This is a genomic window from Spirosoma luteolum, assembly GCF_054778875.1.
The window spans coordinates 319,827-332,892 of sequence record NZ_BAAGZE010000003.1 but is presented as its reverse complement, the minus strand read 5'-3'; the positions used below and the strand labels follow the sequence as shown (position 1 = coordinate 332,892).

The 13,066-nt window shown below is 61.3% G+C and carries 9 protein-coding genes; 6 read left to right on the top strand and 3 right to left on the bottom strand.

Annotated elements, in window-relative coordinates; translation table 11 throughout:
- The first annotated feature begins 40 nt into the window (after positions 1-40).
- Positions 41-2,398 (top strand): translocation and assembly module lipoprotein TamL, encoded by a 2,358-nt coding sequence (gene tamL / locus ACYVAC_RS04060; protein ID WP_461096296.1) that lies wholly within the window; start codon positions 41-43, stop codon positions 2,396-2,398.
- A 216-nt stretch (positions 2,399-2,614) separates the two neighbouring features.
- Here tamL and ACYVAC_RS04055 read toward each other — a convergent pair whose 3' ends face one another.
- Positions 2,615-3,313 carry an arylesterase gene (locus tag ACYVAC_RS04055; RefSeq protein ID WP_461096295.1) on the bottom strand — a complete coding sequence of 233 codons (699 nt, stop codon included), beginning with the start codon at positions 3,311-3,313 and terminating at the stop codon, positions 2,615-2,617.
- A gap of 147 nt (positions 3,314-3,460) precedes the next feature.
- On the opposite strand from ACYVAC_RS04055, the gene ACYVAC_RS04050 reads away from it, so the two are divergent.
- Positions 3,461-4,141, top strand: a complete 681-nt coding sequence (locus ACYVAC_RS04050) for an ABC transporter ATP-binding protein (RefSeq protein WP_461096294.1) — start codon at positions 3,461-3,463, stop codon at positions 4,139-4,141.
- 81 nt (positions 4,142-4,222) lie between these two features.
- Positions 4,223-6,781, top strand: a complete 2,559-nt coding sequence (locus ACYVAC_RS04045; protein ID WP_461096293.1) for an ABC transporter permease — start codon at positions 4,223-4,225, stop codon at positions 6,779-6,781.
- Here the strand turns inward: ACYVAC_RS04045 and ACYVAC_RS04040 are convergent.
- The gene (locus tag ACYVAC_RS04040; RefSeq protein WP_461096292.1) at positions 6,778-7,419 is read right to left on the bottom strand and encodes a GDSL-type esterase/lipase family protein; all 642 of its coding nucleotides are present in this window, start codon (positions 7,417-7,419) and stop codon (positions 6,778-6,780) included. The genes ACYVAC_RS04045 and ACYVAC_RS04040 overlap by 4 nt on opposite strands.
- 137 nt (positions 7,420-7,556) lie before the next feature.
- On the opposite strand from ACYVAC_RS04040, the gene ACYVAC_RS04035 reads away from it, so the two are divergent.
- On the top strand, positions 7,557-8,435 hold the full coding sequence (locus ACYVAC_RS04035; RefSeq protein ID WP_461096291.1) for a helix-turn-helix domain-containing protein: 879 nt from the start codon (positions 7,557-7,559) through the stop codon (positions 8,433-8,435).
- A 131-nt stretch (positions 8,436-8,566) separates the two neighbouring features.
- Entirely contained in the window at positions 8,567-9,304 is a 738-nt protein-coding gene (locus tag ACYVAC_RS04030) for an SDR family oxidoreductase (protein ID WP_461096290.1), read from the top strand.
- A gap of 83 nt (positions 9,305-9,387) precedes the next feature.
- Here ACYVAC_RS04030 and ACYVAC_RS04025 read toward each other — a convergent pair whose 3' ends face one another.
- Entirely contained in the window at positions 9,388-10,719 is a 1,332-nt protein-coding gene (locus tag ACYVAC_RS04025; protein WP_461096289.1) for a UDP-N-acetylmuramoyl-tripeptide--D-alanyl-D-alanine ligase, read from the bottom strand.
- 95 nt (positions 10,720-10,814) lie between these two features.
- Between ACYVAC_RS04025 and ACYVAC_RS04020 the strand changes: the two genes are divergently transcribed.
- Entirely contained in the window at positions 10,815-13,064 is a 2,250-nt protein-coding gene (locus ACYVAC_RS04020) for an FG-GAP-like repeat-containing protein (RefSeq protein ID WP_461096288.1), read from the top strand.
- The last annotated feature ends 2 nt before the right edge of the window (positions 13,065-13,066 follow it).

The following is a 13,066-nucleotide window of genomic DNA, read 5'->3' as shown; positions in this document are numbered from 1 at the left end:
TATGAGGAGTAGTTGCTATACATACCTGCGTCATTGCCTGATGGCAGCCCCGCCGACCCGCTGGCTGTGTGTATGCCTGTTGCTGTCACTGAGTGCCTGTAATATCGGCAAACACCTGCCCGCCAATGAGCGGCTCTACACCGGGACCGACATTACCATCAAAGCCGACTCGACCATTTCGGAAGACGATCAGACGGCGATCAAAACCAAGCTGGCCGAAGTAGCGCGGCCGCGTCCTAATTCGCAGATTTTCGGGTTTCCCTACAAAGTAGCGCTCTATTACCTGTTCGGCGAACCCAAAAAGCCGAACGGCTTCCGGGCCTGGTTCCGCAAGAAGTTCGGATCGGAGCCCGTGCTGGCCAGTGCCCGCGCCATCGGCGCCAATATTCCGGTCTGGAAAGCCATCATGCAGAACGAAGGGTATTTCGGGTCGGATGTGACGGGCGAACTGAAAGAAGACGGCTACAAGGCCCGGGGTACCTACGAGGTGCAGCTGGCCCCCCGCTTCTATGTCGACTCGGTCGCCATTTCGCTGCGGCACGATTCGAGCCAGGTACAGCGTGCGATGCAGGCCACGGCCAACCGGACCGTGATCAGGAAAGGGAACCCGTATCGGCTCGATGCCATCAAGATCGAGCGCGAGCGCATCAGTCAGGCGCTCAAGCAGCGGGGGTTCTATTATTTTCAGCCCGAATACATCAAGGTGCTGGCGCTGAACGATACGGCTGCCCACCAGACCGATCTTTACTTTGCGCTCGATCCGGCCATGCCGGCCGCAGCCGGGGTGCCCTATTCGATCCGGAACGTATTTATCTACCCGAACTACAACCTCTCGACGGCGCAGGCCGACACCAACCGCAGCCGGGCCTACCAGACCGACCAGGATTTTATCGTGGTCGATTCGACCCGGCGCTTCAATCCGAAGCTGTTCCGCGATGTGGTGGCCGTGCAGCCGCACCGGCGCTACAACGCGCGGGCGCAGGATCTGACCCTCTCCCGGTTTATCAACGTGGGCGCCTTCAAATTTGTCCGTAACCGTTTTGAGCCCGATGAACAGGGCGATTCGGCCGTGCTCGATGTGCATTATTACCTGACGCCTTACCCCGCCAAGTCGATGCGCGTCGAACTCGATGGTACGTCGCGTTCCAACAACTTCAACGGGTCGCAGATTATCGTGAGCTGGCGCAACCGCAACACCATCCGCCGGGCCGAACTGCTGACCATCAACGCCAACGTGGGTATCGAGTATCAGGTAGGCGGGGGCGATCAGGCCGTGACGAACTACCGCTATGGTCTCGACGCTATCCTGACCTTTCCGCGGCTCGTAAGCCCGTTCCATTTCAATTACGACCAGCGGGCCGCCCTGCCCAAAACAAACGTTACGGCCGGGTATCAGACCATTATTCGCGGGGGACTGTACCGGGTCAACTCCTTCCAGACCACGTTCGGCTACGCGTGGCGACGCAATCAGCAGATCGAGCATGTGTTTCAGCCGTTCAACGTCAACTACGTGTATGTGCCACTGAATCAGGTTGGCGACCGGGTGTACGAAATTCTGGCCGACACCGCCGTTGCGCCGGTGGTTAAGGCGCAGTACACCAACACGGTATTCCGGTCCGATCAGCTTATCCTGAGCACCCTGTACACGTTCCACTATAATTCGTCGCCCCGGTCCAGTTCGCCCAACACCTTTCGCTTTACGGGCAACGTTGAGCCGGCGGGCAATCTGGCCAGTCTGCTGTTTCGGAAACAGCTGCCTACCGACGAGCGCAAGGGCATCTTTGGCGTTCCCTTCGCCCAGTTCCTGCGGCTGGATGCCGATGCGCGCTTCTTCCGGAAACTGACGCCCAGCCTGACCTGGGCCAACCGGCTGTTTGCCGGGGTCGGTATCACCTATGGCAACTACAAGAACTACCAGCTTCCGTTCACGAAACAGTATTTCGTGGGGGGGAGCAACAGTATCCGTGCGTTCCGGCCGCGGGCCATCGGGCCTGGCCTCTACACACGTGATACCATTCGGAACGTGCCCCTGTTTCAGGACGGTGGGGGCGATGTGAAGCTGGAAGCCAATACCGAACTGCGACTGAAATTCAACAAGTATCTCGAAGGGGCTGTGTTTGTCGATGCGGGCAACGTCTGGACGTATTCCAACGCGACCATTTTCGGCGATGGCTCCCAGTTCAAATCCGACTTCTACAAGCAGCTGGCCGTGGGCACCGGGCTGGGCCTGCGCATCGATCTTTCCTACTTTCTGATCCGGCTCGACGTGGCTACGCCCCTGCGCAAGCCTTACAAAACCGATGGCAATGAGTGGGTTATCGACAAGTTCGACTTTGGCAGTAAGGACTGGCGCAAGCAGAACCTGGTTTTCAACATCGGTGTCGGCTATCCGTTCTGAGCAGGATTGTTGTAGACAGGATTACGGGATTTGACGGACTCTCGTTTGGTCTTGCTGGACAGGATTACAGGATTTGACGGATTCTGTATGGTTGTACTAGATGGGTTTTGGTCGGCACCGATCTAGCTGTAGCCGGCCGCATGGCCAGACTGGTGCCAGTGATGAAGAAAACAGGTTAAAAAAATCCTGCTTAATCCAGTAATCCTGTCCAATTCGCTACAGCACGGGTTGCAGCACCCGCCATACCGTATTGGCCACGATCTTGTGGCCAGCCACGTTGGGGTGAATCCCATCGGCCTGGTTGAGCGACTGAATGCCCCCCACCTTGTCGAGCAGGAACGGAATGAGAACCAGCTTGTTTTTGTCGGCCAGTTCCTTGTAGAGCGCCCTGAAATCGCGGGCGTAGGTGGTGCCCAGGTTGGGTGGAATCTGCATGCCGGCCAGCACGATGGTCGCCTTCGGGCTCTTTTGCCGCACCGTGTCGATAATGGCCTGCAGGTTCTGGCGGGTGGCCGTGAGGGGCAGTCCACGGAGGCCGTCGTTGCCGCCCAGTTCCAGCACAAACACATCGACCGGCTTGCGCAGCACCCAGCCAATGCGGCTCTTGCCCCCGGCCGTGGTTTCGCCACTCAGCCCGGCGTTGACAACCGTATAGCCCAGCCCGGCCGAATCGATTTTGCGGCCTACCAGCGCCGGAAACGCCTGTGCGGGTTCAACACCGTACCCCGCCGTCAGGCTGTTGCCGTAGAATAGAATCGTACGCCTGGGGGGGGCGGTAGCGGCCGGGGTCGCAGCCGGTGGGGCCGTGGTAGCCGGTGATGATTCGGTAGCGTTGTCTGACGAGCCGCAGCCCAGTACCGTTGAGAGCAGTAGCAGTCCGCTTATCACGGAAGCCGGGTGGCAAAAGAACTTCATGAGGACGATGGGAGTTGGGTTTACAGTAGCCAGTTTACAGGTTTCGGTACGCAGTTGTGGGGCTGCCCGGCTGTTGCCAGCGCCACAGCCTGCCGCAAACTGAATACCATACCCACTGTAAACCCAATACGGCAAACCAATTGTTCAATGAGTATTCTTCGCGTCGAAAATCTTGCCCGAACCTATACCAGCGGTGGCCGTGAGCTGACCGTGCTGCACGACGTCAGTTTCTCGCTCGAACCGGGCGATACCTTCGCCATTGTGGGGCCGTCTGGTAGTGGCAAAACCACGCTGCTGGGGTTGTGCGCCGGCCTCGACCGGGCTACCTCGGGCAGTGTGTACCTCAACGAAATCCGGCTCGACACGCTGAGCGAAGACCAGCGGGCCGCCATCCGGAACCAGCACGTAGGATTCATTTTCCAGAACTTTCAGCTGCTGCCCACCCTGACGGCGCTCGAGAACGTGATGGTGCCGCTCGAGTTGCGCGGCACGCCACGGCTGGGTGCAACCGGTGCGCAGCAAACGGCGCAGGCCCTGCTGGAGCGGGTAGGGCTGGGGCAGCGCGGCCATCATTACCCCACGCAGCTGTCGGGGGGCGAGCAGCAGCGGGTCTCGCTGGCGCGTGCGTTTGCCAACCGGCCCAAAATCCTGTTTGCCGACGAACCCACCGGCAACCTCGACGCCGATACCAGCGCCACCGTCATCGACCTGCTGTTTGAGCTGAACCGCGAAGCCGGTACCACCCTGGTGCTCGTTACCCACGACCTCGACCTGGCCGCCCGTACCCAACGCATCATCCGTATCAAAGGCGGAACGATGGTAAACTAAAGAGCGAAAGAGTGAATGAGTGAACGTGCTGAATAACCGCTCTTTCACTCATTCACTCTTTCGCTCATTCACTCGTTACTTATGCATACATCCTGGCTTTTTCGCATGGCGTGGCGCGACAGTCGCCGGAGCCGGCAGCGATTGCTCCTGTTTATGTCGGCCATCGTGCTGGGCATTGCCGCGCTGGTGGCCATCAACTCCTTCGGCGATAACCTGGCCCGCAGTATCGACGAGCAGGCCCGCGAACTACTCGGTGCCGATCTGACCTTATCGTGGAATCGCCCACCCTCGGCCCGGACGCGGCAGTTTATAAAGACCATTGGCCGCAACCGGGCCTACGAAGTGTCGTTTGCGTCGCTGGTATCGATTCCGCGTACGGGTGGTGTGCGGCTGGCGCAGGTGAAAGGGCTGGAGGGGCCGTTTCCATACTACGGCACCTGGGAGGTCGAGCCCCGGTCGGCTATCGCCCGGTTTCGGGCCGGCAACAGCCGGGTGGCCCTGGCCGACGATGGCCTGCTGGTGCAGCTGGGCGCGCAGGTCGGCGATTCGGTTCGGGTGGGTAACCAGTCGTTTCAGATTGTGGGCCGGGTGCTAAAAACGCCCGGTCAGGCGGCCATTGCGGCCACGGTGGCCCCTACGGTTTTTCTGCCCAACCAATACCTGACGGGCACCGGCCTGCTGCAGCGCGGCAGCCGGGTCAGCTACAAATATTACTACCAGTTTGCACCGGGTACCGATGTGGGTGCTTACGTGCGCACCGTGCAGCGTCGGCTCGAGCGCGACGGCGTCAACATCGATACCATCGCCGACCGCAAACGGCAGACCGGCCGCGCCTTTGGCGACCTGACCCGCTACCTGAGTCTGGTGGCCTTTGTGGCGCTGCTGCTGGGGTGCGTGGGCGTGGCCAGCGCGGTGCAGTTGTACGTGAAAGAAAAAATAGCGTCGGTAGCCATTCTGCGCACGCTGGGTGTCAGCGGCCGACAGGCTATGACCATCTATCTGATTCAGACGGCGCTGATGGGATTCATTGGGGCCGTGATCGGGGCAGGGCTGGGATCGGTGGTGCAGCTCATGCTCCCCCGGCTATTCGGGCGGTTTCTGCCCATCGCCGTAAACACCAGCCTGTCGGTGCCGGCCGTGCTGGGGGGCGTGGCAACGGGCGTGCTGATCGCCGTGCTGTTTGCGCTGCTGCCCCTGCTGGCCATTCGCAAGGTGTCGCCCCTGCGTACGCTCCGGGCGGCCTACGAAGCCGACACTGCCGGCCGCGATCCGCTGCGGTGGCTGGCCTACAGTCTGATTGGCCTGTTTATCGTGGGATTCGCCTACTGGCAAACGCGCAACCTGATGCTGGCCGTGGGTTTCACGGCGGGTCTGGTAATAGCCTTTGCCCTGCTGACGGGCGTGGCTCTGGGACTGATCGGCCTGGTTCGCCGGTTGTTTCCGGCCTCGTGGAGCTACGTCTGGCGGCAGAGTCTGGCCAACCTCTACCGGCCCAACAACCAGACCGTAATTCTGGTCACGGCCATCGGGCTGGGGGCGTTTCTGATTGCCACGCTTTACCTGGCGCAGGGTTTGCTGCTGAGCCGGGTCGAACTGTCGGGTAGCGGCCAGCAGCCCAACATGGTGTTATTCGATATTCAGAACGAGCAGATTGCCGGGGTGCGCTCGGCCGTGCAGCAGCAGGGACTGCCCATTTTACAGGAGGTACCCGTGGTGACCATGCGCCTGACCGACATCAACGGCCGTACGACATCGGCCGATACGGCCCGCCCCCTCGATCAGCCGGCCCGCCCCGACAGCGATACCGCTACTGGCCCGCCGGCCTGGGCCTTTACCCGCGAGTATCGGGTTACCTACCGCGATTCGCTGATTTCGTCGGAGAAGCTGGCCAGCGGGCAGCCACCCCGGCAAACCGACGGCGCCGTCTATGTATCGGTCGAGGAAGGGTTTCTGAACCGGCTCCACGCCAAACTGGGCGATACGCTGAACTTCAACGTGCAGGGGGCACCCATCCAGACCATCATTGGCGGCACGCGTGAGGTTGACTGGAACCGGGTGCAGACCAATTTTCTGGTGGTGTTTCCGGCGGGTGTACTCGAGCAGGCTCCGCAGTTTCGGGTGCTCATGACCCGGGTGCCCGGCAACCAGGCGTCGGCGCGGCTGCAGCGTACGCTGGTGAGCCGGTTTCCCAATGTGTCGGCTATCGACCTGGGGCTGATTCTGAAAACGGTGGATGAGCTGCTGGGTCAGATTTCGTTCGTAATCCGGTTTATGGCCCTGTTCAGTATCCTGACGGGGTTGCTGGTGCTGGGCAGTTCGGTGGTGCTGAGCAAGTACCAGCGCCTGCGCGAAAGTGTGCTGCTGCGAACGCTGGGGGCCAGCCGGCGCCAGATATTGCAGATCACGGCCCTGGAATACGGGCTGCTGGGTCTGCTGGCCGCGCTGGCCGGCATGGTGCTGGCACTGGCGGGCACCTGGGCGCTGGCCACATTCGTGTTCGAGGTGCCCTACCGGCCCGACCTCCTGCCCCTGGCGGTAGTGGCCGGGGTGGTTACCAGCCTGACCGTACTGATCGGGCTCGTCAACAGCCGTGAGGTGCTGAGCCGCTCGCCCCTCGAGGTGCTGCGGAGCGAAAGCTAACGCAGATAGGGGCGCAGAACCGGTACCCAGCGGTCGTAGCCGGCGGGGGTCATGTGCAGGCTGTCGCTTTTAAACAGACTGCCCTGCAACTGCCCGCTGGCGTCGAGCATGGCCGGACCGATGTCGACAAACCGGGCGCGCTTCTGCGTGGCCAGGTACTGACGGATCAGTTGGTTGGCTTCGTCGACAACGGGCCAGTATTGCCGGCGCGACGGGCTGCGCTTGATCGAAATAAAGGTGAACGGCACGCGGGGCAGCTGCTGCCGCACGTAGGTAAACAGCTCGGTAAACCGGGCGAGCGTTTGCCCGGCCGACTGGCCGGCGGCAATGTCGTTTTCGCCCGCGTAGAGCACAATCTGTCTGGGGTGATAGGCCACGATAAGCCGGTCGGCAAAATGCCGCACATCGCTTAATTCGGAGCCCCCGAAGCCCCGGTTGATGACGGGTTTGTTCGGAAAATCCTGCGCCAGCGTTGTCCAGAAACGTACCGACGAACTACCGGTAAACAGAATGGGCCGGGCCGGCGGAGGAGTGGCTTTGTCGGCTGATTCAAAAGCCGCAATCTCGGCTTCGAACCGGTGCTGGGCACGAAGCAGTGGGGCCGTAAACAGCAGCGAAAACAGGAACAGGTAACGCATAACAGACGAATCGAAAACAGATGAGTACGTGCAAAAACGGTATAAATAGGATGCCGTGGCCCGGCCCGTCAGCATTTCGAGCGAATTAACCGGCTTGAGGGTACGAAGGCTTTGTTTGATTTTCTTAGGTTTGTTCCATGAGCCAGTCAGTTAGTCCTGTTCCCCATGTGTGTCCCTTTGCCCGCGCCGAACGACGGCAGGTCAAGGTAATTACCATCGACCAGCCCGCGCAAACCTCTGTGGTGCAGGGGCGACGCGATTATTACAAAATTGTGCTGGTAACGGGACACGTAACTATTCACTATGGGGGGCAAAGCCAGACGGTCGATGGGTCGTTTCTGTTTTTTGCCAACCCGCACACGGCCCATACCGTAATTGATCTGGGGGCTGGTCGGCAGGGATACGGCTGTCTGTTTACCGAGCCGTTTATGGCTGGTCATGAACAGGCCGATCTATTGCAGCGGTCGGCCCTGGTGCGCACGGATCGGGCACCTATACTGCCACTGACCCCCGATCAGGCCACGTACCTGACGGCTTTGTTTCGGGCCATGCTGGCGGCCCAGCAGGACGCCTACGCGTACCGCAACGAGCTGATTCGCAATGCCCTGATGCTGGTGCTGCACGAAGCTGAGCGGCTGCAGCCAGCCACGGTGGTGCTGCCCCGCACGGCGGCTGCCCGAATCACCAATTTGTTTCTGGAGCGGCTCGAAGCACAATTTCCGATCGAAAGCCCCGCCGACCCGCTGCAGCTACGCGCCCCGCAGGATTTTGCCCGTGCGCTGTCGGTGCATGTCAACTACCTCAACCGCTCGGTCAGGGAACTGACGGGTAAGGCTACGTCGGTACACATTGCCGAGCGCATTGCGGCCGAAGCCCAGGCCCTGCTTCGGCACACCACCTGGAGCATAGCCGACATTGCCTACGGACTGGGCTTCGAGTACCCCACTTACTTCGACAACTACTTCAAGCGAATGACCGGCCAGACGCCAACCCGGTTTCGAAAAGGGGAGGTTTGATTTTCATATATTCCGGATTGATTGTCTTTAGTCTGACCGGTTCGACAACCGGAACTTTGTGGGCGTAATCCGTACCAGTCTGGGGCCGTCGGATGGCTGGCCCGCTGGTCGGCAGTAAACCGACAACGCACATGAAAAAAGCAATCATTACCGGAGCCAACAAAAGCATTGGTTTCGAAACCGCCCGTCAGTTGCTCCGGCAGGGGTATTATGTTTTTCTGGGCAGCCGTAGTCTGGCCAACGGGCAGGCGGCTGCCGATCAGCTCCGGGCCGAGGGACTGACGGCCGTCGAGGTGGTTGAACTCGACGTAACCAGCGATGCGTCGGTGGGAGCGGCCCGCGCGGCTGTCGGTGCCAAAACCCCCACGCTCGACCTGCTCATCAACAACGCCGGCATCAGCGGGGGGCTTCCCCAGCTGGCGACCAGCGTACCAATTGACACCTTCAGGGCCGTGTTCGACACCAACCTGTTCGGCGTGGTGCGCGTTACGCAGGCCTTCATCGATCTGCTGCAGGCGTCGCCCGAGCCCCGCATTGTCAACGTGAGTTCGAGCATGGGCTCGCTGACGCTGCATAGCGACCCGACGTTCCGGTTCTACAACCACAAAGGCGCGGTCTACCTGCCGTCGAAATCGGCGCTCAATATGTATACCATCAATCTGGCCTACGAGCTGCGGGATACGCCCCTGAAGGTCAACGCGGTCGATCCGGGCTATATCGACACCGATTTCAACAATCACCGCGGCACGGGCACCGTCGACGAGGCCGCCCGGCGCATCATCCGGTACGCACGCATCGGTCCCGACGGGCCAACCGGCCGGTTTTTCAGTGAGGAATATAACCCGGCCACGGGCGAAATCCCCTGGTAGGCAACCAGGCAGCAGCCAAACGGCCCCGGCAGCGTATCGTCTGCCGGGGCCGTTGCTGTGTGGGCCAGATGCTGGAGTGCGGGCTAGGCGGGCTCGTTGATGAAAGGCAGCACGCTTTCGAGCCCCATCCCGCGCGACCCCTTTACCAGGATATGGGTATCGGTCATGGGATGGTCCATGAGCCAGTTGTGAAGCGAAAACTTGTCCGGAATATAGTAGGCTTTGGGCAGGTGGGTGAGCGCATATTTCATGTCCTGACCGGCCAGAATCACGAGGTCGAAATTGGCTTCGGCCACCAGCTTGCCCAGGGCCGCGTGTTCAGCTTCGCTCTCGCTGCCCAGTTCGTACATATCGCCCAGAATCACCACCCGCCGGCTGGCCGGGGTGGCCGCAAATTGCCGCACGGCCGCGGCCATCGAGCTGGGGTTGGCGTTGTAAGCGTCGAGCAGAATGGTGTTGCTGCCCCGCCGGATCAGCTGCGAGCGGTTGTTGGTGGGGTTATAGGCGGCAATGGCTGCATTGGCATCGGCCGCCGATATGCCGAAATGCTGCCCGATGGCCTGCGCGGCCAGCATGTTGTCGAAATTGTAGCGGCCCGGCAGGTGCGTGGTGGTCAGCTGCCCCGTGGTGTCGCGGTAGGTCACGGGCGATTCTGACAATAGCTCGACCGGCTCGCCGGGGTAAAAAATGGCCTGCGCAAAGGTCGTTTCGCTCCGGATGCTTTTGAGCCGCTCGCGGTACATGGCCGTCAGTACCGTGTCGCGCGAGTTGATAAACACCGTGCCGGCCGTGGCGGCCAGGTAATCATACAATTCACCTTTCCCTTTCCGAACGCCTTCGATGCCACCAAAGCCTTCGAGGTGCGCCTTGCCAATGTTGGTGATGAGGCCGTGGCTGGGCTGGGCAATGGAGCAGAGCAGGGCAATCTCACGCTGGTGATTGGCTCCCATCTCCACCACGGCTATTTCGTAGGGCGTGGGGTTGTTGTCGGTGCGCAGGGCCAGCAGGGTTAGCGGTACGCCGATGTGGTTGTTGAGGTTGCCCACGGTGGCGTGGGTGCGGAAACGCGTCGACAGCACGGCCGCAATAAGTTCTTTGGTGGTGGTTTTGCCGTTGGAGCCCGTCAGGCCAATAACGGGTATGGCCAGTTGCCGGCGGTGGTGCCGGGCCAGATCCTGCAGCGCCAGCAGCGTGTCGGCCACGAGCAGGCAGCGCGGGTCGCGGGCGGCCACGGCGGCATCGTCGACCAGGGCGTAGCGGGCCCCCGCGGCCAGCGCCTGTTCGGCAAAGGTGTTGCCATCAAACGTATCGCCCCGCAGGGCCACAAACAGGCAGTCGGGCGTAATTCGGCGGGTATCGGTCGATACGCCGGAGCAGGTCAGAAATTTATCGTACAGGTCGCTTGTCGATTGCATGCCGAATAGACGTAAACGGGATTGTCGTTCGTTTTGGAAAGGATACGGCCGGGCGCTCAGGTGGCCCGCCGTAGCCAGGAATAACCCAAAAGTAAATGAAAAAGCTGTGTACGCTTTGGTTGAGCCTGATTCCGTGGGTAGGCTACGGGCAGACGGGTGTGTCATCATTCGGTTTTCAGTACGATCAGCGCCCCACTGTCAGCGTGGGGGGGCAGCCCCTGCTCAACCCCTGGGCCGGTGGACTCAACGCCATGCAGTATGCCTCGCTGCGGCTCAACGCCGACGAGCGGCCCGACCTGCTCGTCTATGACCGCACCACCCGTAAGGCCAGCACCTTTGTTGCTATCGACAACCCGACCGGAACCGGCATTGCCTGGCAGTATGCGCCCGAATACGAAAAATTACTGCCCCCGCTGGCCGGCTGGGTATTTGCCGTCGACTACGATGCCGACGGCCGCAACGACCTGTTTACACTGGTCGATGGTAACGTGGGGGTGTACCACAACGACAGCCAGGGCAACAGTCCTGCCTTCAGCCTGACCACCCGCTCGCTCATGACCCAGGGGTTCAGCGGCCGGCAGCCGGTCTATGTATCGCCCGCCGACCTGCCCGCTATCCTCGACTTCGACGATGATGGCGACATCGACCTGCTCACCTTCGACCCTACCGGCAATCTGATTGCCTATCAGCAGAACATGAGCGTGGAGCGCACCGGCAGGAAGGGCGGGCTCGACTTCAAGCGCCCCGACTGTTACTACTGGGGTGGTTTTCTGAAAGAATTCTGCAACGACTTTACCTTCAATATCAACTGCGACGGTAGCGTGGGCCAGTCGGCTACACCCCGCAAACGCCCCACCGGAGCCGCCCGACCCCTGCACAGCGGTAACACGCTGACCATTCTGGATACCGACGGCGATGGCCGCAAAGACATGCTGTTCGGCGCCGTGAGCTGCCCCGGTGTGGCCCGGCTCCGCAACGTGGCCACCAACGATAGTGCCGCCCGTTTTACCAGTTTCGACACCCTCTACCCAGCCCGTAACCCCATTCTGTTTCCGGCTTTTGCCGGTACAAGCCTGGTCGATGCCGACGGCGACGGTGTCCGGGATCTGATGGCGTCGCCCTTCGTCGATCAGAACGATAACAATGCGTATAATTTTCGGGCGTCGGGGCTATTCTATAAAAACATAGGCACCAATCAGAAACCCGATTTTCAGTACCGGCAGGCCGATTTTCTGCAAAGCGACATGATCGACCTGGGCGAAAATGCCGCCCCCGCGCTGGCCGACCTCGACGGCGATGGTGATGCCGACCTGCTGGTGGGCTACGGCGGGGCCATCAACGGCAAAACCTACCGCGCCGGCCTGTGGCAGTTCGAGAACAAGGGCACCCTGCAAAACCCCGCGTTCAGCCTTGTCAGTACCGATTACCTCGGCCTGGGGCAGGCGCAGACGCTGGTCAACGTGGTGCCGTCGTTTGCCGACCTGGATGGCAACGGCAGTCTCGATCTGCTTGTGACGGCTGCGAGCGCAGGTGGAGCCGTCGAGATCCGGGTATTTCTGAACGGGGGCGTCAGGGGAGCGCCGGCGCAGTATAACGCGGCTGCCCCCCTGCGCTGGCCCACGCCCGACCTGATGCAGCTGGGCGAACGCCTGACGGTGACCGACGTGGACCGCGATGGCAAGCCCGACGTGCTCATCGGCAAAAACGACGGCACCATCCATTATTTCCGCAACACCGGTACGGGTGCCAGCCCGGTGTTTGTGCTTCAGAGTCAGAACTTCGGCAATCTGCCGCCTGACCAGACCTACAGCCGCGCCCGCTCGCTGGCGTTGGCCGACCTCAACGGCGATCAGAAAACCGAACTGGTTACGGCGGCCAGCAACGGGCAGGTGCGCATTTACAGCTTTCCCGATCAGCCCAACCAGCCGCTTGCCCTGCTCGACACCCTGGCGGGGCTGACGCTGCCCGGTACGCTGCTGGTAGGTACCCTGGCCGACCTCGATGGCGACCAGCTGCCCGATCTGCTGCTGGGCAGCCGCGCGGGCGGGCTGCGCTACCTGCGCAACACCTCGACCCGGGTGGTCGTAACGGCTGTGCCCGAGACGTACAGCGGCCCCTGGACATTTCCCAACCCGACCGACCGCTACCTGACCGTTCGGGCTCCCTACGACGGGCAGGTCGAACTCATCTCGCTTTCGGGGCAGGTACTGCAGCCGGCGCAGGCCGTAAAGGCCGATACCGAACAGACGCTCGACCTCGAAGGGCTCGCCGATGGCACCTACCTGCTGCGGCTGCGGGCCCCGGGCCGGGGCCCGCTGGTTGAAAAAGTGGTGCTCTGGAAATAAGC

Bases quoted from the DNA above. Each gene is read 5' to 3' on its own strand.
- tamL (WP_461096296.1), top strand. From the start codon at position 41: ATGGCAGCCCCGCCGACCCGCTGGCTGTGTGTATGCCTGTTGCTGTCA.
- ACYVAC_RS04055 (WP_461096295.1), bottom strand. From the start codon at position 3,313: ATGAAGTTCTTTTGCCACCCGGCTTCCGTGATAAGCGGACTGCTACTG.
- ACYVAC_RS04050 (WP_461096294.1), top strand. From the start codon at position 3,461: ATGAGTATTCTTCGCGTCGAAAATCTTGCCCGAACCTATACCAGCGGT.
- ACYVAC_RS04045 (WP_461096293.1), top strand. From the start codon at position 4,223: ATGCATACATCCTGGCTTTTTCGCATGGCGTGGCGCGACAGTCGCCGG.
- ACYVAC_RS04040 (WP_461096292.1), bottom strand. From the start codon at position 7,419: ATGCGTTACCTGTTCCTGTTTTCGCTGCTGTTTACGGCCCCACTGCTT.
- ACYVAC_RS04035 (WP_461096291.1), top strand. From the start codon at position 7,557: ATGAGCCAGTCAGTTAGTCCTGTTCCCCATGTGTGTCCCTTTGCCCGC.
- ACYVAC_RS04030 (WP_461096290.1), top strand. From the start codon at position 8,567: ATGAAAAAAGCAATCATTACCGGAGCCAACAAAAGCATTGGTTTCGAA.
- ACYVAC_RS04025 (WP_461096289.1), bottom strand. From the start codon at position 10,719: ATGCAATCGACAAGCGACCTGTACGATAAATTTCTGACCTGCTCCGGC.
- ACYVAC_RS04020 (WP_461096288.1), top strand. From the start codon at position 10,815: ATGAAAAAGCTGTGTACGCTTTGGTTGAGCCTGATTCCGTGGGTAGGC.